This window comes from Microvirga pudoricolor (assembly GCF_016892705.1).
GTDB classification, from domain to species: domain Bacteria; phylum Pseudomonadota; class Alphaproteobacteria; order Rhizobiales; family Beijerinckiaceae; genus Microvirga; species Microvirga pudoricolor.
Genome location: NZ_JAFEMB010000003.1, coordinates 400,496 through 423,489, shown reverse-complemented (window position 1 = coordinate 423,489; position 22,994 = coordinate 400,496). Strand labels below are relative to the sequence as shown.

At 66.5% G+C, this 22,994-nt stretch carries 25 protein-coding genes; 8 read left to right on the top strand and 17 right to left on the bottom strand.

Annotated elements, in window-relative coordinates; all coding sequences use genetic code 11:
- Positions 1-4: 4 nt before the first annotated feature.
- Positions 5-2,704: a DNA mismatch repair protein MutS gene (mutS, locus tag ILT42_RS13630; RefSeq protein ID WP_204216156.1), complete on the top strand. Its 2,700-nt coding sequence runs from the start codon at positions 5-7 to the stop codon at positions 2,702-2,704.
- Here mutS and ILT42_RS13625 read toward each other — a convergent pair.
- Positions 2,701-3,768 (bottom strand): sensor histidine kinase, encoded by a 1,068-nt coding sequence (locus ILT42_RS13625; RefSeq protein ID WP_204216155.1) that lies wholly within the window; start codon positions 3,766-3,768, stop codon positions 2,701-2,703. The genes mutS and ILT42_RS13625 overlap by 4 nt on opposite strands.
- Here ILT42_RS13625 and ILT42_RS13620 point away from each other — a divergent pair.
- The 3 genes from ILT42_RS13620 to ILT42_RS13610 all read left to right on the top strand — a co-directional run bounded on the left by ILT42_RS13620 (position 3,758) and on the right by ILT42_RS13610 (position 6,712).
- Entirely contained in the window at positions 3,758-3,904 is a 147-nt protein-coding gene (locus ILT42_RS13620) for a hypothetical protein (RefSeq protein ID WP_204216154.1), read from the top strand. The genes ILT42_RS13625 and ILT42_RS13620 overlap by 11 nt on opposite strands.
- Before the next feature lie 140 nt (positions 3,905-4,044).
- Complete coding sequence (locus ILT42_RS13615; protein ID WP_204216153.1) at positions 4,045-5,583, top strand: YifB family Mg chelatase-like AAA ATPase; 1,539 nt, start codon at positions 4,045-4,047, stop codon at positions 5,581-5,583.
- Positions 5,584-5,773: 190 nt separating this feature from the next.
- Complete coding sequence (locus tag ILT42_RS13610; protein ID WP_204216152.1) at positions 5,774-6,712, top strand: GNAT family N-acetyltransferase; 939 nt, start codon at positions 5,774-5,776, stop codon at positions 6,710-6,712.
- On the opposite strand, the gene ILT42_RS13605 is transcribed toward ILT42_RS13610, so the two are convergent.
- From ILT42_RS13605 to ILT42_RS13595, 3 genes are all read right to left on the bottom strand, one after another.
- Positions 6,700-7,575, bottom strand: coding sequence for an SDR family oxidoreductase (locus ILT42_RS13605; protein ID WP_204216151.1), 876 nt, complete (start codon positions 7,573-7,575; stop codon positions 6,700-6,702). The genes ILT42_RS13610 and ILT42_RS13605 overlap by 13 nt on opposite strands.
- Entirely contained in the window at positions 7,572-8,753 is a 1,182-nt protein-coding gene (queG, locus tag ILT42_RS13600; RefSeq protein ID WP_204216150.1) for a tRNA epoxyqueuosine(34) reductase QueG, read from the bottom strand. Before queG ends, ILT42_RS13605 begins: the two co-directional genes overlap by 4 nt.
- Before the next feature lie 191 nt (positions 8,754-8,944).
- Positions 8,945-9,637: a glutathione S-transferase family protein gene (locus ILT42_RS13595; RefSeq protein ID WP_204216149.1), complete on the bottom strand. Its 693-nt coding sequence runs from the start codon at positions 9,635-9,637 to the stop codon at positions 8,945-8,947.
- Positions 9,638-9,840: 203 nt separating this feature from the next.
- On the opposite strand from ILT42_RS13595, the gene ILT42_RS13590 reads away from it, so the two are divergent.
- A complete protein-coding gene (locus ILT42_RS13590; protein WP_204216148.1) occupies positions 9,841-10,638 on the top strand; it encodes an undecaprenyl-diphosphate phosphatase in 798 nt (265 codons plus the stop codon).
- A 6-nt stretch (positions 10,639-10,644) separates the two neighbouring features.
- Here ILT42_RS13590 and nth read toward each other — a convergent pair whose 3' ends face one another.
- Entirely contained in the window at positions 10,645-11,394 is a 750-nt protein-coding gene (gene nth, locus ILT42_RS13585) for an endonuclease III (RefSeq protein WP_229428622.1), read from the bottom strand.
- A gap of 2 nt (positions 11,395-11,396) precedes the next feature.
- Here nth and ILT42_RS13580 point away from each other — a divergent pair, with 2 nt between their 5' ends.
- Positions 11,397-11,924 carry a DUF2244 domain-containing protein gene (locus ILT42_RS13580; protein WP_204216147.1) on the top strand — a complete coding sequence of 176 codons (528 nt, stop codon included), beginning with the start codon at positions 11,397-11,399 and terminating at the stop codon, positions 11,922-11,924.
- Positions 11,925-12,149: 225 nt separating this feature from the next.
- Here the strand turns inward: ILT42_RS13580 and ILT42_RS13575 are convergent, their stop codons facing one another.
- The 11 genes from ILT42_RS13575 to dnaK all read right to left on the bottom strand — a co-directional run bounded on the left by ILT42_RS13575 (position 12,150) and on the right by dnaK (position 20,383).
- Positions 12,150-12,770, bottom strand: coding sequence for a 2,3-bisphosphoglycerate-dependent phosphoglycerate mutase (locus ILT42_RS13575; protein WP_204216146.1), 621 nt, complete (start codon positions 12,768-12,770; stop codon positions 12,150-12,152).
- Between the two features lie 111 nt (positions 12,771-12,881).
- Positions 12,882-13,685, bottom strand: a complete 804-nt coding sequence (gene dapB, locus ILT42_RS13570) for a 4-hydroxy-tetrahydrodipicolinate reductase (protein ID WP_229428665.1) — start codon at positions 13,683-13,685, stop codon at positions 12,882-12,884.
- Positions 13,686-13,757: 72 nt separating this feature from the next.
- Complete coding sequence (locus tag ILT42_RS13565) at positions 13,758-14,063, bottom strand: DUF1330 domain-containing protein (RefSeq protein WP_204216144.1); 306 nt, start codon at positions 14,061-14,063, stop codon at positions 13,758-13,760.
- Positions 14,063-14,353, bottom strand: coding sequence for a DUF1330 domain-containing protein (locus tag ILT42_RS13560; protein WP_204216143.1), 291 nt, complete (start codon positions 14,351-14,353; stop codon positions 14,063-14,065). The genes ILT42_RS13565 and ILT42_RS13560 overlap by 1 nt, the downstream gene beginning before the upstream one ends.
- A gap of 76 nt (positions 14,354-14,429) precedes the next feature.
- Complete coding sequence (gene blaOXA / locus ILT42_RS13555; protein WP_204216142.1) at positions 14,430-15,227, bottom strand: class D beta-lactamase; 798 nt, start codon at positions 15,225-15,227, stop codon at positions 14,430-14,432.
- Positions 15,228-15,245: 18 nt separating this feature from the next.
- Positions 15,246-15,521, bottom strand: a complete 276-nt coding sequence (locus ILT42_RS13550) for a DUF2442 domain-containing protein (RefSeq protein WP_204216141.1) — start codon at positions 15,519-15,521, stop codon at positions 15,246-15,248.
- Between the two features lie 103 nt (positions 15,522-15,624).
- Positions 15,625-15,780, bottom strand: coding sequence for a DUF4160 domain-containing protein (locus tag ILT42_RS13545; RefSeq protein ID WP_204216140.1), 156 nt, complete (start codon positions 15,778-15,780; stop codon positions 15,625-15,627).
- A gap of 3 nt (positions 15,781-15,783) precedes the next feature.
- Positions 15,784-16,485, bottom strand: coding sequence for an orotidine-5'-phosphate decarboxylase (pyrF, locus tag ILT42_RS13540; protein WP_229428663.1), 702 nt, complete (start codon positions 16,483-16,485; stop codon positions 15,784-15,786).
- 42 nt (positions 16,486-16,527) lie between these two features.
- On the bottom strand, positions 16,528-17,142 hold the full coding sequence (locus ILT42_RS13535; RefSeq protein WP_204216138.1) for a class I SAM-dependent methyltransferase: 615 nt from the start codon (positions 17,140-17,142) through the stop codon (positions 16,528-16,530).
- 63 nt (positions 17,143-17,205) lie between these two features.
- The gene (dnaJ, locus tag ILT42_RS13530; protein ID WP_204216137.1) at positions 17,206-18,345 is read right to left on the bottom strand and encodes a molecular chaperone DnaJ; all 1,140 of its coding nucleotides are present in this window, start codon (positions 18,343-18,345) and stop codon (positions 17,206-17,208) included.
- 124 nt (positions 18,346-18,469) lie between these two features.
- Positions 18,470-20,383 (bottom strand): molecular chaperone DnaK, encoded by a 1,914-nt coding sequence (gene dnaK, locus ILT42_RS13525; protein ID WP_204216136.1) that lies wholly within the window; start codon positions 20,381-20,383, stop codon positions 18,470-18,472.
- A gap of 363 nt (positions 20,384-20,746) precedes the next feature.
- Between dnaK and ILT42_RS13520 the strand changes: the two genes are divergently transcribed.
- Complete coding sequence (locus tag ILT42_RS13520) at positions 20,747-21,388, top strand: alpha-ketoglutarate-dependent dioxygenase AlkB family protein (RefSeq protein WP_204216135.1); 642 nt, start codon at positions 20,747-20,749, stop codon at positions 21,386-21,388.
- A 35-nt stretch (positions 21,389-21,423) separates the two neighbouring features.
- Entirely contained in the window at positions 21,424-22,377 is a 954-nt protein-coding gene (locus tag ILT42_RS13515; protein WP_204216134.1) for a hypothetical protein, read from the top strand.
- A 6-nt stretch (positions 22,378-22,383) separates the two neighbouring features.
- Here the strand turns inward: ILT42_RS13515 and ILT42_RS13510 are convergent, their stop codons facing one another.
- Complete coding sequence (locus tag ILT42_RS13510; RefSeq protein ID WP_204216133.1) at positions 22,384-22,992, bottom strand: LysE family translocator; 609 nt, start codon at positions 22,990-22,992, stop codon at positions 22,384-22,386.
- Positions 22,993-22,994: the final 2 nt, after the last annotated feature.

Genomic DNA, 22,994 nt, shown 5'->3' with positions numbered 1-22,994 from the left:
GGGGATGACCTCTCAAGCCCTGTCCCCGCGTCCCGATAGCCAGCCCGCCCCGGCGGAGACCCGCGTCACGCCCATGATGGCGCAGTATATCGAGATCAAGGCCGCGAACCCGGACAGCCTGCTGTTCTACCGGATGGGCGATTTCTACGAGCTGTTCTTCGAGGATGCCGAAATCGCCAGCCGGGCGCTGGGGATCGTGCTCACCAAGCGGGGCAAGCACCAGGGCCAGGACATTCCCATGTGCGGCGTGCCCGTGGAGCGGGCCGACGACTACCTCCAGCGCCTCATCGGCCTCGGCCACCGGGTGGCCGTGTGCGAGCAGACCGAGGATCCGGCGGAGGCCAAGAAGCGCGGCGCGAAGTCCGTGGTGCGCCGGGACGTGGTGCGCCTGGTCACGCCGGGCACGATCACCGAGGACCGGCTGCTGGAGCCCGGCCGCGCCAACCTGTTCCTGGCCCTCTCCCGCCGCCGGGCCTCGGACACGGCCTGGTGCTACGGGCTCGCGGCTGTGGATATCTCCACGGGTCATTTCGTGGTGAGCGAGACGGACGGCCCCGGCCTTCCCGCCGAGATCGCCCGCTTCGAGCCCCGCGAGATCCTGGTGCCGGACGTCGTCTACGACGACCCCGAGCTGGCCTCCTTCTGGCGCGAAACGCGGATCGCCATCACGCCGCTCTCCCGCGACGGGCTCGATCCGGCCTCCGCCGAGCGGCGCTTGAGGGATTACTTCGGGGTCTCGACGCTCGACGCCTTCGGGTCCTTCAGCGGTGCCGAGATCGCGGCGGCGGGCGCGGCCCTGTTCTACATCGAGAAGACCCAGCTCGACAGCCGCCCGGTGCTCAACCCGCCCGCGCGGGGCTCCGACGGTGCGGCGCTCGCCATCGACGCGGCCACGCGGGCGAACCTTGAGCTGACCCGGACTCTTGCCGGAGAGCGGTCCGGCAGCCTGCTCGCCACCATCGACTGCACGGTGACGCCCGGCGGCGCCCGGTTCCTGGCGGAGCGGCTGGCCGGGCCGCTGACCGATCCGGCCATGATCCGCCGCCGCCAGGATGCGGTGGCGCATCTGGTCGAGAACGCCACCCTGCGCGACCGGCTGCGGGGCATCCTGAAACGCTCTCCCGACCTCGCCCGCGCTCTCTCGCGCCTTGGTTTGGGCCGGGGCGGACCCCGGGACCTCGCCTGCGTCCGCGACGGCCTGTTCGCGGCCCGCGACCTGGGGCTCGAACTCGCCATCACGCCGGGCCTGCCTCAGGAACTGGCGGAGGCCGGAGCCCGCCTGCAATCCCTGGAGACCGCCGTCGCGGACGAGCTGGCGGGGGCGCTGGCCGACGAGCTGCCCCTCATGAAGCGCGACGGCGGCTTCATCCGGGCGGGCTTCCTGGCCGACCTCGACGAATTGCGCGAGCTCCAGCAGGATTCCCGCCGCTTCATCGCGGCCCTCCAGACCCGCTATGCGACGGAGACGGGCTGCAAGACGCTTCGCGTCAAGCACAACCACATGATCGGCTACTTCGTGGAAGTGCCGCAGAATGTGGGAGAGGACCTACTCAAGGAGCCCTGGAAGGCCACCTTCGTGCACCGCCAGACCATGGCGGGCGCCATGCGCTTTTCCACCGTGGAGTTGGGAGACCTCGAATCCAAGATCGCCTCGGCGGCGGACCGGGCACTCCGGATCGAGCTGGGCGTGTTCGAGGACATGGCCCAGAAGCTTGTGGGCCTTTCCGCCGCCATCGCATCCGCCGCCGAAGCCACCGCCGTGGTGGATGTGACGGCGGCGCTCGCCGATCTCGCGACGCGCCTCGACTGGGTGCGCCCGACCGTCGATGCAGGCCTCGCCTTCACGGTGAAGGGGGGGCGCCATCCGGTGGTGGAGGCGGCGCTCAAGAAGGACGGCACACCCTTCATCGCCAACGACTCCGATCTGTCCGGCGAGAATGCCGGCTGCATCCTGCTCATCACCGGCCCCAATATGGGCGGCAAGTCCACGTATCTTCGCCAGAACGCTCTCATCGTGGTGCTGGCCCAGATGGGCTCCTTCGTGCCCGCCCGGCAAGCGCATATGGGGGTCGTGGACCGGCTCTTTTCCCGCGTCGGTGCGGCGGACGATCTGGCGCGCGGTCGCTCCACCTTCATGGTCGAGATGGTGGAGACCGCCGCCATCCTGAACCAGGCGACCTCCCGCTCCCTCGTGATCCTCGACGAGATCGGACGCGGCACCGCCACCTTCGATGGCCTCTCCATCGCCTGGGCGGCCATCGAGCACCTGCACGAGACCAACCGCTGCCGCGCGCTCTTCGCCACGCATTTCCACGAGCTGACGGCGCTGGCCGACCGGATGAAGCGCATCGCCAACGCGACCCTCAAAGTGACGGAGTGGCACGGCGAAGTGGTGTTCCTGCACGAGGTGGTGCCGGGCGCGGCGGATCGGTCCTACGGCCTCCAGGTCGCCCGCCTCGCGGGCCTGCCGCCCGCCGTGGTGGAGCGCGCCAAGGTCATCCTGGGCGAGTTGGAAAAATCCGACCGGGAGCGGCCGAAACGCGCCGTGGTGGACGATCTTCCCCTCTTCGCGGTGCCTGCCCGCGCCGAGCCGCCCCAGCCCAAGGCGGATCCGTTGAGGGAAACGCTCGACGCCATCGACCCCGACCAGATGACGCCTCGCGAGGCGCTGGATGCGCTCTACCGGCTGAAGGCGCGGCTCTAGCCTCTCAGCACAGGCTCATCCACGTCCACCGGGAGAACAATATCGACCTGCGTGCCGGGCCCCGCATCCGACCACGTCACCGTGCCGCGTAACTGACGTGTCAGGGTATCGATGAGGATTCGGCCGAAGCCTTGGTCGAAACCAGGCGGATCGATGCCCACACCGTCATCCGTCACGCGAGCGGCGAGATCGGATCCCTGTCGCCTGGCCTCTATGAGAAGACGGCCCTTGCGGCCTCGTGGAAACGCGTGCTTCGCCGCATTGCCGACGACTTCATTCAGCAGAAGCGCGAACGGCACGGCCTTCGCGGCCGGGATGGCGAGATCTTCCACCTGCATGTCCAGCCGAACCTGCCCACGCGGGAACAGGTCGAGCGCGTTGGAGGCAAGCTCCGCGACGAAAGGCTTGAGGTCGAGGCGGCTCATGTCGCCGGGGCTCGACAGGAGACGCTGCACGGTCGTCAGCGCGCTGATGCGTTCGGTCAGATTGTGCAGAGCCTGACGGGTGTTCGGATCCGGGATGCGGCGCGCCATCAGCAGCACCAGGGATGAGATGACCTGCAGGTTGTTCTTGACCCGGTGCTCGCCCTCGCGCAGCAGGAGCGCCTTCCGTTCGAGGGATTGCTGCAGTTCGTCTTCGACGCGCAGGCGGTCGCTCAGGTCGAAATACGACACCGTGAAATACAACGGCATGCTCGATCGATCGGAGACCGGGCTGATCGCGAGGCGGCACCATACCGGCTCGCCGGTGCGCCGGGCCTGCTGCACGTCGGTCTCAACGCCCTGTCCCTGCCCGAGAGCCTGTTCGATCCTCGTTGCAAGAGGACTCCCTGACGCCGTCCCGAGAACAGCCAGAAACGGTTTGCCCATCAGCCGATTGCCGAGACGTCCCGTCAGGCGCAGGAAGGCTTTGTTTGTAAAGATGACGGGAAAGCCCGCCTGCCCGGCATCGAGCAGGAGCATCGGCACCAGGCTGGACTCGAAAGCGGCTTGAAAGGGATTGGCGGAGGCCGTCTTGGCGGACCGCCTGGAGACGGGATCAAGAGTCTTTGTCTTGATCAGCATCAGGCTGGCTTTCGGCAAGCGACAAACACGCCTGAAGCATCAGCCGCTCCAGCATATTGCCGAAGTTCTGAAAGGGGTGATTCCAGTGCGGTTTGGCCTGCATCCGTTCCCTGTTCCGTTCATCGCCGGCGCGTGAGACGTCAGGACAATACGGCCAAGCCGTCAAATGTTCCATTTCTCCTTATTCCGTAAGGCTTTTGAGCAACCAATCGAAACACTATCGCATTCCGTTCGACCGCGATATTGTTACGCCCTGAAGCTTAAGGGTGAGTCTGGATGGTCACACGTGTCGCGACGGTTGCGTTCGAGGGAATAGAGGCACGCTCCGTCGATGTTCAGGTTCAGATCGCTCCCGGCAATGTGGCTTTCATGATCGTGGGCCTGCCGGACAAGGCGGTGGCCGAATCCCGCGAGCGCGTGCGCTCGGCCCTGATCGCGTCGGGCCTCGCCATTCCGGCCAAGCGCATCACCGTCAATCTGGCACCGGCCGACCTGCCCAAGGAGGGCAGTCACTATGATCTCCCCATCGCGCTCGGCGTCATGGCGGCCATCGGGGCGATCCCGGCGGATGCGCTGAACGGCTACACGGTTCTGGGGGAGCTTGCCCTCGACGGGTCGATCACTCCCGTGGCTGGCGTGCTGCCCGCGGCGATTGCGGCCAACGAGCGTGACAACGGGCTGATCTGCCCGGCTGCCTGCGGGGCCGAGGCCGCTTGGGCGAGCGCCGACCTCGACATCATGGCGCCGCGCTCGCTCATCCAGCTCGCCAACCACTTCAAGGGCACCCAGGTGATGGCACGGCCCGAACCCGCCATCATGCCGCCCTCGGGCTCGCTGCCGGATCTGCGCGACATCAAGGGGCAGGAGAGCGCCAAGCGCACCCTGGAGATCGCGGCGGCGGGTGCGCATAACCTCGCCATGACCGGCCCGCCCGGTGCTGGCAAATCCATGCTGGCCCAGCGCCTGCCGTCGATCCTGCCGCCCCTCTCCCCGCGCGAGCTCCTGGAAGTCTCCATGATCCAGTCCGTGGCAGGCCTGATCGCGGAAGGCGCCCTGTCGAACCGCCGTCCTTTCCGGGCGCCGCACCACTCGGCCTCCATGGCGGCTCTCGTGGGTGGCGGGATCAACGCCCGGCCCGGTGAGGTGTCGCTGTCCCATCACGGGGTGCTGTTCCTGGACGAGCTGCCGGAGTTCCAGCCCCAGGTGCTCGATTCCCTGCGCCAACCCCTGGAGACCGGCGAGATCCTGATCGCGCGGGCCAATCATCGTGTCACCTATCCGGCGCGCTTCCAGCTCGTGGCCGCCATGAACCCCTGCCGCTGCGGTCAGGCCACGGAGCCGGGCTATGTCTGCCGTCGCCAGCCCAACGAGCGCTGCATCGCCCAATATCAGGCCCGCATCTCGGGCCCCCTCATGGACCGCATCGATCTCGTGATCGACGTGCCCGCCGTCACGGCTGCCGATCTGATCCTGCCGCCGCCGCAGGAGGGATCGGCCGAGGTCGCGCTTCGCGTCGCCCGCGCCCGGCAGATCCAGGCAGAGCGCTATGGGGCCTTTGACCTCGACGGCGTGACCACCAACGCGGCATGCCCGCCCGCGCTCCTGGAACAGGTGGCCCAGCCCGACGCCGAGGGCCTGTCCCTGATCCGCGACGCGGCCGAGGCCATGCGCCTGTCGGCGCGGGGTTTCCACAGGGTTCTGAAAGTGGCCCGGACCCTGGCCGATCTCGACCGCGAAGCCCAGGTCCGGCGCCTCCACGTGGCCGAGGCGCTCTCCTACCGGGCCTATGCGGATCGGCGGCCCGTCGCCGCCTGAACGGCCCTCTCCGGAGCCATTGAAAACGGCTTTTCCTTAGCCGCACAAGCTCTTGTCTTGATCGGATCCCGTTATGATGGGATACGCTGTCACAAAAGCGTTCCAGTTGTGAGCTATGTCCCGGAGCAGGCCCTACCGTCTTCTGCAAGCAGCCCAAGCGCAAGACGCGCCGGTGCCGTGCGAGGATTCCATGCTCCCCTTCGGATCGACCGCCTCAACTCCCAGCCCGACGCCTCCGCCTGGACGAGGGCCTTTCGTCCCGCCCGTTCGGGTCTGGTCAGGCTTTTCCAAGACCGTTCGCCACTATGGCAGCCTCGATGTGGTCTTGGGGCGCATCGGCGCCCTGGAGGTCAGGCTTGCGACCTCGACGTCCGAGATCCGGCAAGCCCAGCGCCTGCGCTACGACGTCTTCTACAAGGAAATGTCAGCCGAGCCCTCAGCCGCCGCCCGGATCGTGCAGCGGGACGTGGATGCCTATGACAGGCTTTGCGACCACATTCTGGTTCTCGACCACGACGTGCAAGCCGGCCGTTTCCGGACCGCCAAGCCCAAGGTCGTGGGCACCTATCGGGTTCTGCGCCAGGACGTGGCGGATCGCCATCAGGGTTTCTACACGGCGGGCGAGTACGACATCGCGCCCCTTATCCGGGCCCATCCGAACCTGAACTTCCTGGAACTCGGCCGCTCCTGCGTCCTCAAGCCCTACCGCAACAAGCGCACGGTGGAACTGCTCTGGCACGGGATCTGGACCTACGTGCTCCACCACGGCATCGACGTGATGATCGGCTGCGCCAGCCTGGAGGGCACCGAACCGCAAGACCTCGCCCTGCCGTTGAGCTTCCTGCACCATTTCGCGGGCGCCGAGGGCGAGTGGCACGCGAGCGCCCGGCCCGAACTCTACACCCCCATGGATATGCTGCCGAAGCACGCCATCGACCAGAAGGCCGCCCTGAGGGCCCTGCCTCCCCTGATCAAGGGCTATCTGCGCCTCGGCGCCGGGTTCGGACGCGGCGCGGTGGTCGACCCGCAATTCGGCACCACCGACGTGCTGGTGATCCTGCCGGTCTCACGCATCAATCCGCGCTACATCGACCATTTCGGCCCCGCCGCGAACCGTCACGCGGCGTAACCGCCCTCACCTTCCGCCAGCAAGGCCTTCAAGCCCTCGCGATAGGTCGGAAAGATGAGTTTGACGCCCAGCTCCTCGCGGATGAGCCGGTTCGATACGCGCTTGTTGTCGGCGTAGAACTCCCGCGCCATGGGGGTCATGTCGGCTTTCTCGAAGGGAATTTCCGGCGGCGGTTCGATACCTGCCAGCTCCGCCGCATAGGCGATCACGTCCTGGGGCGGGCCTGATTCGTTGTCGGCCACGTTGTACACCGCTCCCGGACGGGGATGCTCGATGGAGGCCATGAGCACCGCCGCGATGTCGTCCACATGGATGCGGCTGAAGACCTGGCCGGGCTTCACGATGCGCCTTGCCTTGCCCTGGGCCAGATTGACCAGCGCGTTGCGGCCGGGGCCGTAGATGCCCGCGAGCCGGAAGATCTGCACCGCCTTGCCGGTCTCGCGCCCGGCCGCGAGCCAAGCCTTCTCGGCGGCGATGCGCTCCTTGGCCCGTTTCGTAGCTGGCGCGATGGGCGTGGTCTCGTCGACCCAGCCGCCGCCGTGGTCGCCGTAGACGCCGATGGTGGACAGATAGCCGATCCAGTGCATCCGGGACTTCGCCAATTCACCACCGAACCGGGCCAAGCAAGGATCGCCGTCCGGACTCGGCCCGGCGGAGACCAGAAGCACGTCGGCCTCACGGAAATCGCGTAGAAGTGCTGCCTTGTCGGCGTTCTCCAGGGCATGGACGTGGATACCCTTGCCGGAGAGACGCGCGGCCTTCTCGGCCGCGCGGACGGTGCCGGCGATTGTGGTGAACCGGTCGCGATACCGCGCGATGAAGGCCTGGGACGTGTAGCCCAGGCCGAAGACGAACAGCTTCAAGGGATGGTCTCCATGGTGTCGGCGAGGACATTCCGCCACTCGGCCCGCACATCGGGATCGGTTTCGGATTCGCGGCGGCCGTCGGCGAGGGCCGCGACCTCACCGGGCGCCAGCCGCCCCAGCGCCCAGACCGCCATGGCGCGGATGAGCGGCGACGGGTCGTCCAGGAGAGCCAGCGCCTCCCGGGCGAGACGCGGTTCGCCGGAATTGCCGATGGCGATGAGCACGTTGCGAATGAACCGCTCCCGGCCCGTGCGCTTGATCGGCGTTCCCGAAAAGCGCGCCCGGAAGGCCGCATCGTCCAGGCGCGCCAATTCGGCCAGCGGCAGGGCCGCCAGGTCGTCGCGTTGCTGGAGCTTCGCCTCCCGGCCCGCTTGCGCGAACTTGTTCCAGGGGCACACCGCCAGGCAATCGTCGCAGCCGAAGATGCGGTTGCCGATGCCGGGGCGCAACTCCGGCGCGATATGGCCCTTGTGCTCGATGGTGAGATACGAGATGCACCGGCGTGCATCGAGTTGGTAGGGTGCCGGGAAGGCGTTCGTCGGGCAGGCATCGAGGCAGCGGCGGCAGGAGCCGCAATGGTCGCGCTCCGGCGCGTCGGCGGGCAGCTCGGCGGTGGTGAAGATCGCGCCCAGGAACAGCCAGTTGCCGAACTCCCGCGAGACGATCACCGTGTGCTTGCCCTGCCAGCCGAGGCCCGCCGCCTCCGCCAGGGGCTTTTCCATCACGGGAGCGGTATCCACGAACACCTTCACGTCCGAGCCTGCCCGCACCGCCAGGAAGCCCGCGACCTCCTTCAGCTTGCCCTTGATGACGTCGTGATAGTCCCTGTTGCGGGCATAGACCGAGATCGAGGCCCGGTCCCTGAGCGCCAGCGCCGCCAGCGGGTCTTCGGTCGGCCCGTAATTGAGACCGAGCAGGATGACGCTTCTGACCTCGGGCCAGAGGGCTTGCGGGGAGGCGCGCCGCTCCGCCGTCTCGGCCATCCAGTCCATGGACCCGTGGTGGCCCTGGTCGAGCCAGGCCTGCAGGCGCACCGGAGCGAGCGGCGTCGAATCCGGCCGGGCGACCCGCACCATGTCGAAGCCGAGCGCCTTCGCCCGCTCCACGAAGGCGCGCTTCAGCTTCTCACTGAGAGCTGTTTGGGACAGATCGGAAGCGTGTCGAAGCGCGCTCATGCCTATCTCCCGACCTCATCCTGAGGAGCGGCAAAGCCGCGTCGCGAAGGAGGGCTTCAGCGGAGTGCTTCCGGTGCGGACTGGACCATCCTTCGAGACGAATGGCTTCGCCATTCCCTCAGGATGAGGTCTCGAGCCGAATCTAGCGATTTTCGTTAGGTTGAGGCTGGGGGATATCTCCCACCGAGCGCTTAAAAATCCAGGTCGTCGTAATGGCTCGCCGGCGCCATCCCGGCGACCCGGTCCGCCAGCAGCGCGCGGAAGGACGGCCTGGACTTGATCCGGGCGTACCAATGCTTCGCTGTTTCGTCCTCGTCCCATGGCACGTCGCCGAGATAATCCACTACCGACAGATGGGCTGCCGCCGCCAGATCCGCATAGGTCATCTGGTCGCCGGCCAGCCAGTTCCGCGTCGCGATCAGATAGCCGATATACTTCAGATGATACCGGATATTGGCCCGCCCGGCCCTGATGGCGTTCATGTCAGGCGGTCCGCCGCCGAGATCCGGCGGCATGAAGCGCTTATAGATCTTTTCCGTGACGAGGTAATCGGAAACTTCCTCGTGGAACTTCACGAGGAACCAATCCATCAGCCGCCGCACCTCCATGCGCACGGCCGGGTGCCCCGGCATCAGCCGCCGGTCGCCGAGGCGCTCGCCCCGCGTATCGTCGAGGTACTCGGCCAGCACCCCCGCGCCTGGAACCACGAGGCCGTTCTCGTCCACTAGCACGGGAATGTGTCCGGCGGGATTGATCTCCAGGAAGGGAACGCGCCGCTCCCAGGGCTTCTCCTCCACCGTCTCGGGACCCAGGCCCATTTCGGCCAGAACCAGACGGGCGAACCGGGAGTGCGGCGAAAAGGGATAGTGATGGAGGATGAGCATATGCTTTGTCAGATGCGACGCTGGCGGCGAGAATAAGGCCGCGTTCCGTTAACGGAGGGTAAGGGGTTTTGGTGAATCTCATGTGCCCGGCGCAAGCGGGAGGCGCCAGCCATGCACGACACTAAACCTTCTTTCCGGATGATTTGCGGGAGGATTTGGGGCAGAGCTTTCCGATCTGGCGCGGGGCTGGGGATATTCAAGCAATGATTCAAACGTTCCAGGCGCTTTTCCTCGGCTTCATCGAGGGATTGACCGAGTTTCTTCCCGTCTCGTCGACGGGCCATCTTCTTCTGATCGGCCATTTCCTCGGGTTCGAATCGACCGGGAAGACCTTCGAGGTGCTGGTTCAGCTCGGCGCCATCCTGGCGATCCTGCTCGCCTATTGGGGGCGGCTGTGGGCGATCGCGAAGGCCCTGCCGTCCAGTCCGGACGCCCGGCGCTTCGTGCTCGGCGTGCTCATCGCCTTTCTGCCGGCGGCGGCCATCGGGGCGGTGATGCACGGCTTCATCAAGGACGTGCTGTTCAACCCCTGGATCGTGTGCATGACCCTCATCGCGGGCGGCTTCGTGCTGCTGCTGGTGGACGGCTTCCCGCTCAAGGTCACGCAGACGGACGCCACGAAGTTTCCGCTGCCCATGTACGCCAAGATCGGCTTCGTCCAATGCCTGGCCATGGTGCCGGGGGTGTCGCGCTCGGGCGCCACCATCGTGGGCGCCATGCTGATGGGGGCCGACAAGCGGTCGGCGGCGGAGTTCTCGTTCTTTCTCGCCATGCCCACCATGGCGGGCGCCTTCACCTACGACCTGCTCAAGAACTACAAAACCCTATCGAGCGACGACGTCACGGCCATCGTCATCGGCTTCGTGGCGGCCTTCATCTCGGCGCTCTTCGTGGTGAAGACGTTCCTGAACTACATTTCCAGCCACGGCTTCGCGCCGTTCGCCTGGTGGCGGATCATCCTGGGCACAGCCGGCCTGGCCGGATTGCTGATCTTCGGCTGACGGGCCCTAGGGCGCGGTCTTGTCGGGATAGCGGCACAGGTCGTTGATGGGGCAGCGCCAGCACTCGGGCTTGCGCGCCTTGCACACGTAGCGCCCGTGCAGGATCAGCCAGTGATGGGCGTGGAGCGCGTATTCGGGCGGCACCAGGGCTTCCAGCGGCGCCTGGGTGTCGTTGGGCGTCTTCGTGACCACGAGGGGGATGCGGTTCGCCACCCGGAAGATGTGCGTGTCCACGGCGATGCGCGGGATCCCGAAGGCGATGTTGACCACGACGCTCGCGGTCTTGCGCCCAACTCCCGGAAAAGTCTCCAGCACCTCGATGGAGGGCGGCACCACGCCGCCGAACTCGTCCACCAGGAGCCGGGCCGTCGCCATGACGTTGCGGGCCTTGGTGTTGAAGAAGTTGAGCGTCTTGATGCACTCCTTCAGCCTCTCTTCGCCCAGATCCAGCATTTTCCGGGGCGTGTCCGCCAGTGGGAAGAGAAGCGCTGTCGCCTTGTTGACGCCTACATCCGTGGACTGGGCCGATAAAGCCACCGCCACGAGGAGGGTGTAAGGGTTGCGGTAGTTCAACTCGCCTTCCGGGTGCGGGTTGGCCTCCTCGAACCGGCGGAAGATCTCCATCATCGTCTTGCGGTCGACGGGCTTGGGAGTTGAGGCGCGCTTGACCTTCACTCCCGCGAGGGGTGGACCCTTGGCGGAGCGTTTCGCGGATGGCTTGGGTGTGCGGCGGGGAGCCCGCTTCAGATCGGACATGGATGCGTTATAATCGGTCCATGGACAGCGGCAAGGCAGCATCGGATCCGGCGGGGCACCAGGACGCGCCCGTGTTCTCGGCCGTGATCCGGCCGCATCGGTCGCTCGGCCCCCAGGGCTTCAAGATCGTCATGATCCTGGTCTGCCTGTGCTCGGTCGTGGCCAGCATTCCGTTCATCGTCATGGGGTTCTGGCCCGTGGCGGGCTTCTTCGGCCTCGATTTCCTGGGGCTCTACCTCGCCTTCCGGATCAATTTCCGGCAGGGCCAGTCCTTCGAGATCCTGGAGCTGACCCCGATCCGAGTCCTGGTCCGCAAGGTCACGCACCGGGGCGAGGCGCGGGAATGGCGCTTCAACCCGCTCTGGACCCGCCTGGATCGTGAGATCGACGACGAGTTCGGCCTGCAGCGTCTGTCCCTGTCGTCCCGGGGCCAGAGCGTGGTGATCGCCCGCGACCTCTCGCCTCCGGAGCGGGAGAGCCTCGCGGATGCGTTCGGGCGCGCCCTGTCGGACGTGAAGCGGGGATTTTAGAAAGCGGGCCGAAGCCTCATCCTGAGGGCCCGCGTGGCGGGCGTCTCGACCTCATCCTGAGGGAGCCGCAGGCTCGTCTCAAAGGATGGTCCAGTTTGCACCGGATCCGCTCCGCTGGAGCCCTCCTTCGAGACGGCCTGACGGCCTCCTCAGGATGAGGTCAGGGTGTTCGAGACGCCGTTGACGCGGCTCGTTAGGATGAGGTCGCGCTTAGGCTGGAAGCCGTTACGCCTCCAGCACCTTCTTGTCCGCCACGGTCGTGTCCTCCTTGAGGCGGTAGACCAGGGGGATGCCGGTGGCGAGTTCCATGGTCGGGATCGTCTCCGGCGTCAGGCCATCGAGCACCATGACGAGGGCCCGGAGCGAATTGCCGTGGGCCGCCACCAGAACGCGCTCGCCGCGCATGACGCGGGGCAGGATCTCCTGCACGTAATAGGGCAGCACGCGGGCCACCGTATCCTTCAGGCTCTCACCACCGGGGGGCTGCACGTCGTAGGACCGGCGCCAGATATGCACCTGCTCCTCGCCCCAGCGGGCGCGGGCGTCGTCCTTGTTGAGGCCCGACAGGTCGCCATAATCGCGCTCGTTGAGGGCGACGTCCCGGATCGTCTCGAGATTCGGCTGGCCGATCTCCTCCAGGATCAACCGGCAGGTCTCCTGGGCGCGGGACAGAACCGACGTGTAGGCGACATCGAACTCCACGCCCATGGCCTTGAGGCGCTTGCCCGCGTTGCGAGCCTCCTCCACGCCGAGTTCCGTCAGGCCGGGGTCCTTCCAGCCGGTGAACAGGTTCTTGAGGTTCCAGTCGCTCTGGCCGTGGCGGGCAAGGACGAGAAGGCGATCCATGGGGGTCAAACTCCGATTGATGGGCGAATGGTGAGTGGCGGATAGCGAATGGGGGTGGGCGGAGGCGCGGAGGCGGCGAGGCGGAAAGAACCACTCGCCCCTCACCATTCGCTATTCGCTCAGGTCCAGCACATCCGTCATGGTGTAGTAGCCGGGCTTCTTGTCGAAGGCCCAGAGCGCCGCCTTGACGGCACCGCGCGCAAAGATGCCGCGATCCTCGGACCGGTGGGTGAGTTCGAGACGCTCGCCCTGGGTGGCGAAATAGACCGTGTGCTCGCCGACCACCGACCCGCCGCGCAAGGTCGCGAAACCGATATCGCCCGGCACCCGCGCGCCCGTATGGCCGTCCCGCACGCGCACCGAACGCTCCTTGAGCGCCACGCGCCGGCCCTGCGCGGCGGCCTCTCCGAGGAGAAGCGCGGTGCCGGAGGGAGCGTCCACCTTCATGCGGTGGTGCATTTCCAGGATGTCGATGTCCCAGTCGTCGCCCAGCGTCGCCGCGGCTTTGCGCACGAGGCCCGCGAGCAGGTTCACACCGAGCGACATGTTGCCGGACTGCACGATGCGGGCATGTCGGGCGGCGGCTTCCAGCCGGGTGAAATCGTCCTCGCCCAGGCCCGTGGTGCCGATGACGTGGACGATGCGCGCCTGGGCGGCCAGGGCGGCGAAGCCCGTGGTGGCGGAGGGCGCCGTAAAATCCAGGACACCGTCCGCGGCGGCGAAGACCGGCAGCGGATCGTCCGTGACCGCGACGCCCAGGGGCGGGAGGCCCGCGAGGACGCCCGCATCCTGGCCCAGGACCGGCGAGCCTTCCCGCTCGATGGCGCCGGCGAGGCGGCAGCCCTCGATCTCGGATACCGCCTTGATGAGCATACGCCCCATGCGCCCGGCCGCGCCGACCACTACGAGCCGCATCTCCGTCATAGGCTGTCTCCCTGGATGTCGGCCCCGTATAGCGGCGTTGACGATGCGAGGAAAGATGACCCGTCAGGCGGGCTGCGGTCCGTCATAGCCCTCGATGACGATGATGTCGGCGACCGCGTGACCGTCCCGCAGCGCCTTGACGGCCTGGTATTCCGGCGAATCCCAGCAGGCACGGGCCGCCTCGTAGGACGGGAACTCGATCACCACGTTGCGGGCGCGGGCATCGCCCTCGCCGATGGTATAGGAGCCGCCCCGCACGAGGAACCGGCCGCCGAACTTCGCGAAAGCCGGTCCGTTGCCGGTCACGTAGCGCCGGTACTGGTCCTCGTTGGTGACGTCGACCCGGCCGATCCAGTAGCCCTTCGCCATCACTCGGCTCCTTCCACCAGCACGAACTCCGCCACGCAGGCGCCGTCCCGCTTGGCCTTGGCGGCCTGATATTCGGGCGAATGGTAATAGGTCCGGGCCTGCTCGACCGTATCGAACTCGATCACGACGTTGCGCGGCCTCGCCTCACCCTCCAACGCCTCGTGGGCGCCGCCGCGCACCAGCGGACGGCCGCCATATTGCTTGATCGCCGCCGTGGCGCCCTTGGCGTATTCGGCATAGGCCTCGGGATCGGTGACGGTGACGCGGGCGATGACGTAGCCCTTCGGCATGGCGATTCCTCCGTAAAACGATGGCGGAACGGAACGCCAGCGGGGCGGATCCGTCAAGCTTGGATTGCGGCCCGGCCTAGCGGGCAGGCACGAGAGCGGGCCAGTCCTCCAGCAGGCCGTCGCGGGTGCGGGGCCCGAGATAGTCCTTCACCCTCACGTCGCTCTTGATGAGCCGGGCGAATACCACGGTACGGCCCTCCTTTTCGGCCCAGCCGACGAACCAGCCGAAGGGCTTGGTCCGGTCGGGCTTTCCGCCGGACCCGCGCCCGAAGCCGCTCCCGGTCTTGCCGCGCACCCTCCAGCCGTCGGAGGTGGAGAATTCCGGCATGGCGGCGCGGGTCTTGGCCTGCGCGTCCTTGGAGACGGGAAGCTCGTCCCGCACGAGGCGGCGCATGAAAGCCACCTCCTCGAGGGGCGAAATCGTCAGGGAGGAGCCAAGCCATGCATGGGTCAGGCCGTTGTTTCGACCCGGATCGCCGGACAGGTCCCGGTTTCCATACCCGAAGGCGTCCACGTATCGCTGGAAACGCTCCATGCCGAGCCGGCGTGTCAGTTCCTGCGAGTACCACACCACGGAATCGCGCAGCCACGCCTGCGGGTCGATCGCCCGCTTCCAGGCGTCGTTCCAAGCCCTGTACTCGGCCCGGTAAGGCCAGGCGGGCACCTGAGAGTTTTGCAGGATGCCGAAATCGAAGCCCATCACGGCGAGCGGCACCTTGAAGGTTGAAGCCGGGCTGTTGCGGGTGTCGCACGGCCCCTGCTGCACCAGAATGCGACCCGTCTCGGCATCGGACAGAATGGTGCAGGTTTGGGCGAGTGCGGGACTGGCCGCAAGGAAGGAGGCGGCCAGGAAAAGTGTTCTGGGATAGCGCATCAGGGAATTTTAATCGACTTATGCCACACGCGAGGGCCGCATCAGCGCATTTTGCCCCGTGAGGTCATCATGAAGCGCCCACGGAGCCAGGTCGAAGCCATTCGGCCAGGTCGGCGCGCCACGCTGAAGAAAAACAGAGCTAAAAACGGCGGGATCGCGCAGTTCGGCGAGGATTGCACGGTCCCAGAGGACGAGAGATGTCAGATCTTTCTCACCCTTGGATCCATCCGAGAACTCAAGCGCCAGCCGGTATCCGTCGAGCGGCTGGACTGAAACTACCTTAATGAGCGTCATCGTCGAGCCCTGCAATCTGCTGCGGATGTTGGTAGTCCTGCACGCGATCAAAGTTAGCCATCAGTGTCTCCCGATGCAAACTGATCCAATCACGAACTAGGCGTTACGCCGTTTTCGGGAGGCGGCCTCTCAGGATCTCGCCATCAGAAATTCCGATCAAGGCTTCCGAGCCTTGGTATTCGGCATGCAAATGCGGCGGAGGGTGATCACCGAAATACATACTGATGGTGATACCATAGAAGATCGAGATGATCGGCATGTATCAGGAAACGCCCGCCATCTCGTCCACGATGGCCTCGGCGGCCCGGCGTGGGTCGGCGGCTCCCACGATGGGGCGGGCCACGACCAAGTGCGTCGCACCCAGGCGCAGGGCCTCGGCGGGGGTGACGATGCGCTTCTGGTCGCCTGCCTCGGCCCCTGCGGGCCGGATGCCGGGGGTCACGATGAGGCGGTCGGGTCCGAGGATCGCCTTCACGTCGGCGGCCTCCGTGGCCGCGCAGACGATGCCGTCGACGCCGATGTCGCGTCCTTGAGCCGCGCGGCGGGCCACGAGGGCGGCGGGGGATCCGGCGGCGTAGCCTGCCTCGACAAGGTCGGCCTCGTCATAGGAGGTCAGCACCGTCACGGCGAGAATCTTGAGGGACGATCCGGCCTTGCCGGCCATGGCGGCCCGCATGGTCTGGGGATAGGCATGGACGGTCAGCAGGGTCACGCCCAAGCGCGAGATCGCGCGGGCACCCGCCTCGACCGTGTTGCCGATGTCGTGGAGCTTCAGGTCGAAGAAGACTTTCTTGCCGCCATCCACCAGTTCCTTGACGAAGTCGAAGCCGCCGGGCGCGTAGCCGAGTTGGTAACCGACCTTGTAGAAGGTCCCGGCGTCGCCGATGCGGGAGACGGCTTCGCGCGCCTGCTCCACGGTGGGCAGGTCGAGGCCGATGATGAGCCTGTCACGCATATCCCCCATGGTCGCTTGGCCTGGATGAAGGGATATCGCGGCGCTCATGACTTACTTCCTGTTGTAGACCCAGACACGGGCCGGGGGGAGATTGCGCCAGATCCTGCCGGAGGCGCGGGTCTTGTAGGCGTCGGAGCGGGCCGGGATCGGCGGCACCACCGCGTAGGTGAACTGAATGAAGGGCGCATGCGGGTGCATGATGGATTGCGCGGCCTCCAGCAGGTCGAGGCGCTGGTCCATGGGCTTGGTGAAGAGCGGCAGGCTCGACACGGTAGCGGCCGCAGGCTCTTCGAGGAGGCCCGAGAGGGTCTCGTGCAGATCGTAGGCATCGCCCTGGATGATCGTCGCCTTCGGGAACCGGCGCTTGAGCAGCTGGCAGAAGTCCGGGCTGAATTCCACCAGCACGAGACGGTCCTGGGCCACGCCGCGCCGGATGAGGGCTTCGGTGACCGGACCGGTGCCGGGGCCCAGCTCCAGGATCGGGCCGGGAATGCGCGGATCCACATAGGCCGCCATAGTGCGGGCCAGGGCCTTGCCGGACGGGGTGACGGACCCCATCACCAGGGGGCGTTCGAGCCAGGAGCGGAGAAACCGGGCTTCGTCTTGGAACCGGTCCTTGCCGAGGGGCAATTTGCGGGCCGTGGGCCGTTGGAACGACTGCAGCACTGAGAAGGACCCCTTCAGCGGATCACACAGGTTCTTTAGAGCTTAAGGAAAACGACCGTCAAGCTAATGGGATCCACTCAGGCCGTCGAAGAATTCGCGGACCCGGGAAAAAAATCCCGAGCTTTCCGGGTGGTTTTCCTTGGAGCACTCCCCGTCGAACTCCATTAGAAGCTCGCGCTGACGCTTGGTGAGGTTTTGTGGGGTTTCCACAACAACCTGAATGTAGAGGTCGCCCACGTCCCGCGAGCGCAGCACCGGCATACCCTTCCCCTTCAGGCGGAACTGCTTGCCGGACTGGGTGCCCTCGGGCACCTTCACCTTGGCGTCCGAACCGTCCATCGTGGGCACATCGAACTCGCCGCCCATGGCCGCCGTCACCATGGAGACCGGTACGCGGCAGAACAGGTCGGCCCCGTCGCGCTGGTAGAACGGATGCGCCTTGAGGCTCAGGAAAATGTAGAGATCGCCGGGCGGCCCACCCCGGAGACCGGCTTCGCCCTCGCCCGCGAGGCGGATGCGGGTGCCGTCCTCGACGCCTGCCGGGATGTTGACGGAGAGGGTGCGTTCGCGCGTCACGCGGCCCGCGCCGCCGCAGCCCTGGCACGGATCGTCGATGATCTCGCCGCGCCCATGGCAGTTCGGGCAGGTGCGCTCGATGGAGAAAAAGCCCTGCTGGGCGCGCACGCGGCCCGCGCCGCCGCAGGTCGGGCAGGGTTTCGGCTTGGACCCCGCCTTGGCGCCGGTGCCGGAGCAGACCTCGCAGGTCACGGCCGTCGGGATCTTGAGCTCGGCGTTCTTGCCGTGAAAGGCCTCGTCGAGGGAGATTTCCAGGTTGTAGCGCATATCGGCGCCGCGCTCGCGGCCCGAACTCGCCCGCCCGCCGCCCCGGCGCTGCCCTTCGCCGAAGAAATTCTCGAAAATGTCCGACATGAAGTCGGAGAAGTTGTTGTCGAAGCCCGGTCCGCCCGCGCCGCCATTGGCGAAGGCCGCGTGCCCGTAGCGGTCGTAGGCCGCGCGCTTCTGGCCGTCCGAGAGCGTCTGATAGGCCTCGTTGATTTCCTTGAACTTGATCTCGGCTTCGACGTTGCCCGGGTTCTTGTCCGGGTGGTGCTGCATCGCAAGCTTGCGAAACGAGGTCTTGAGTTCGACCTCGGTGCAGGTGCGGCTGACGCCGAGAACTTCGTAATAATCGCGCTTGGACATGCTGTCTCGCCCCGATCGCCTGACAGATGAATGGCCGGGAGGGCCCGGCCATCGCACACGAAGAGGGGCGCCCTCTCAATATGAGATCCCCGGGACAAGCCCGGGGATGACGTTACCGTTAGCGTTATGCGCTCTTTTTCTTGTCGTTCTCGTCGACTTCCTGGAAGTCGGCGTCGATGACATCGTCCTTCTTGGCTTCGCCCTCGGCCTGATCGCCGCCGGCTTCGCCGGCCTGAGCAGCCGCATACATGGCCTCGCCGAGCTTCATGGAGGCCTGCATCAGGTCCGTGGTGCGGGCCTTGATGACTTCCGGATCCTCGCCGTTGAGGGCCTGGCGGAGCGCGTCGATGGCGGTCTCGATGCCCTGACGGTCGGACTCGCCAACCTTGTCGCCATGCTCCTTCACCGACTTCTCGGTGGCATGGATCAGGCTTTCGCCCTGGTTCTTGGCCTCGACCAGCTCACGGCGCTTCTTGTCCTCTTCGGCGTGAGCCTCCGCGTCCTTGACCATCTTCTCGATGTCGGCATCGGACAGACCACCGGACGCCTGGATGCGGATCTGGTGCTCCTTGTTGGTAGCCTTGTCCTTCGCGGTGACGTTCACGATGCCGTTCGCGTCGATGTCGAAGGTCACCTCGATCTGCGGCATGCCGCGGGGAGCCGGCGGAATGCCCATCAGATCGAACTGGCCGAGCAGCTTGTTGTCCGCCGCCATCTCGCGCTCGCCCTGGAAGACCCGGATCGTCACGGCGTTTTGGTTATCCTCCGCCGTGGAGAAGACCTGGCTCTTCTTGGTCGGGATCGTGGTGTTGCGGTCGATGAGGCGCGTGAACACGCCGCCCAGCGTCTCGATGCCGAGCGACAGCGGGGTCACGTCGAGAAGCAGCACGTCCTTGACGTCGCCCTGGAGCACACCCGCCTGGATGGCGGCGCCGATCGCCACGACCTCGTCCGGGTTCACGCCCTTATGGGGCTCCTTGCCGAAGAACGACTTCACGACTTCCTGGATCTTCGGCATGCGGGTCATGCCGCCGACCAGAACGACCTCGTTGATGTCGCCCGCCGAGAGACCGGCATCCTTAAGGGCCTTGCGGCACGGCTCGATGGTCTTCTGCACCAGATCGTCCACGAGGGACTCGTACTTGGCGCGGGAGAGCTTCAGGGCCAGGTGCTTGGGACCGGACGCATCCGCCGTGATGTACGGCAGGTTGATCTCGGTCTGGGCCGCCGAGGACAGCTCGATCTTGGCCTTCTCGGCCGCTTCCTTCAGGCGCTGAAGGGCGAGCTTGTCCTTCGTCAGGTCAATGCCCTGCTCCTTCTTGAACTCGGCCGCCAGATATTCGACGATCCGGTTGTCGAAGTCCTCGCCGCCCAGGAAGGTGTCGCCGTTGGTGGACTTCACCTCGAAGACGCCGTCGCCGATCTCGAGGATCGACACGTCGAAGGTGCCGCCGCCCAGATCGTAGACCGCGATCATGCCGGTCTGCTTCTTGTCCAGGCCGTAGGCCAGGGCCGCGGCGGTCGGCTCGTTGATGATGCGCAGGACCTCGAGGCCGGCGATCTTGCCGGCGTCCTTGGTGGCCTGACGCTGGGCGTCGTTGAAGTAGGCCGGAACCGTGATGACGGCCTGCGTGACGGGCTGGCCCAGATACGACTCGGCCGTCTCCTTCATCTTCTGAAGGGTGAAGGCGGAGATCTGCGAGGGCGAGTAGGTTTTGCCGTCGGCCTCGACCCAGGCGTCGTTATTGGCGCCCTTCACGATGTGATACGGAACGAGACCCATGTCCTTCTTGGTCATGGGGTCGTCGAAGGTGCGCCCGATCAGGCGCTTAATGGCGAAGAACGTGCGCTCGGGATTCGTGACCGCCTGGCGCTTGGCCGGCTGGCCGACGAGGCGCTCGCCCTCGTCCGTGAAGGCCACGATGGACGGAGTCGTCCGCGCGCCTTCGGAATTCTCGATGACCTTGGGCGTCGTGCCTTCCATGACAGCGACGCAGGAGTTGGTGGTGCCGAGGTCGATACCAATGACCTTACCCATGGCGGGATCCCTCACTTTCAAGCAGACCGCCGAGCCCCGAAGCGGCCCGGCCCATGGCTGTGGGTTGAACGAAACGACAGGGCTGCCCAAAAGGGGCGGTCCCGATCTGGCGCTGATATAAGAAGGCGTTTTAGCCGCCGCAAGACGATGTTTGCGGGGAACTTCACCGATTGGGGAGACTCCATCGCGTGTTGCATTCCTGCCATGCGGGGGCGCCACGCGGTCGTGCGGCCTGAGTCCGGCCCTGGCAGCCCCACCTGAGGGCCGGCCTGGAATTCCGGCCTGCTGGAGAGTAAATCCAGGCGCGGACCCGGACGCTCCCAAGCCCCCGGATCACCCGAAGCACGCCCCAGGAGCCACCTCATGAGCCATCCCACGAGCCTCCCGGCGAGCCTCACCCTCGCGCCCGGTCTCGTCTATCATCCGGGCTATCTCGGCCGGACCGCCCAGGAAGCCCTGCTGGACGAGGTCCGGGCCGTCACCCGGCAGGCGCCCCTCTTCACGCCCCGCATGCCCCGCACCGGCAAGCCGTTTTCCGTTCGCATGACGAATGGCGGGCCTCTCGGCTGGGTCTCCGACGTACAGGGCTACCGCTACCAGGCAGACCATCCGGACACGGCCGAACCGTGGCCCGCGATCCCACCGGTTGCCCTGGAGGCCTGGAACGCGCTGAGCGGCTATGCGCTGCCGCCGGATGCCTGCCTGATCAATTTCTACGAGCCGTCGGCCCGGATGGGCCTGCACCAGGACAAGGACGAGGAGGAGTTCGACGCGCCCGTCGTGTCCCTGTCGCTCGGCGACACGGCCCTGTTCCGCTATGGCGGCCTCGACCGCCGCGACCCGACCCGCTCCGTGCGCCTGCGCTCGGGCGACGCGATCGTGTTCGGCGGGCCCGCCCGCCTCATCCATCACGGGATCGACCGCTTGATGGCGGGCAGTTCGGACCTTCTGCCCCAGGGTGGACGGCTCAATCTCACCTTGCGCAAGGTGAAAAAGCCGGTTTGATCGCTGGGACGGATTGAGATGATTTGGAGCTTCCCATGAAACGCCTGGGCCTGAAAGGATTTTTGATCGGAGTGCTCGGCCTGATCGCGTCCCTCCAGCCGTCGGCCGCGGCCGAACCCGTCTATCCGCCGGCCTCGCGGATCGGGATCGTGCCGCCGAAGGACATGGTGCCGTCGCGGCGGTTCTCCGGCTTCGAGAACCCCGAGCGGGCGGCCGGGATCAGCTTCGTGGAGATGCCCGCCGCCGCTTACCCTGAACTCGTCACGGGCCTGTCCAACACGGCGCTGAAGGGCCAGGGCATGGACGTGAAGAGCCGCGAGACCATCCGGGTGGACGGGCGTCAGGCCCTGCTGATCTCCGGCAGCCTCCTGGGGCCGTCCGGGGGACGCAAATGGGTTCTGGCCGTGAAGGACCAGGGCCTGACAGCCCTCCTCATCGCCCAGGTGGCGGGCGGCGGCGACGGCTATTCGGACGCCCAGATGCGCGACGCTCTCAAGAGCGTGTCCCTGCGCGGCCCGATCTCCATGGACGAGCAGGTCTCCGCCCTGCCGTTCCGGATCAACGACCGGGCCGGTTTCCGGCCCGTGCGGGTCCTGGCGGGCAACTCCATCCTGTTTACCGAAGGCCCGAAGGACACCGTGAAGGGCGTCGAGCAGCCCGTCATGATCCTGGCCGCGTCCCTGCAGCCTCCGCCGCAATCCCCCGAGCGCCAGCGCCAGTTCGCGCAAGCCGCCCTCAATGCCAACCGCATCCTGAAGGACATTTCGGTCGAGCGCTCCGAGTCGTTCCGGCTCAAGGGCCAGGACTGGCACGAGATCGTCGCCAAGGCGACCGATGCGGCCACGAACCAGCCCATGATCGTCACGCAGACGATCCGCTTCGAGCCCGACCGCTATGTGCGCATGGTGGGCATGACCCGGCCCGACCAGCGCGACTCGAACCTGCCGCGGTTCCGCACCGTCATCGACAGCGTGGACATGAATCCTTGAGGCGCTTCACAGGAAGGCGAGCCCCGTCGTCAGCAGGATCGTGCCCCCCATGACCATGTTGAGAGCCCGCTCTGTCCGGGGCCGCAGGTTCGCTTTCTGGACGATGACGCCGAGCCACAGCCAGGCAACGTCGACCACGACCATGACGAGCACGCACAGGGTCCATTTGAGCGCGGCATCCGAGAACGCGCTGGCCGGGACGATCGAGGAAGAGCCCATCAGGGCCAGGAAGGCCACGTAGGATTTGGGGTTCGAGAGGCCGAGGAGGAAGCCGCCCAGCGGCGTCGCGGCGAATCCCGAGCCGGCCGCGCTCGCCCCAGGGCCCACCGGGGCCGTCGCGATCCTGTACGAGAGATAGACCAGGTAGGCGGCCGCCACCGCCGTCATAGCGATCACCGCCACTGGAAAGGCCGCGATGACGGAAGCGAGTCCCAGTGCGCTCGCGCCCGCCGCCACGGCGAGACCCGCCTGCAGGCCCCCGTAGAACCGCAATCCGCCCACCAGTCCCTGCCGTCGTCCGACCGCCACGAGAGCCGCGATGGCGGGGCCGGGGGAACCCAGCAGCATGACGGCCGCCGCGGTGAAGAGCAGAGTGGCGACGGGATCGATCGGCATGG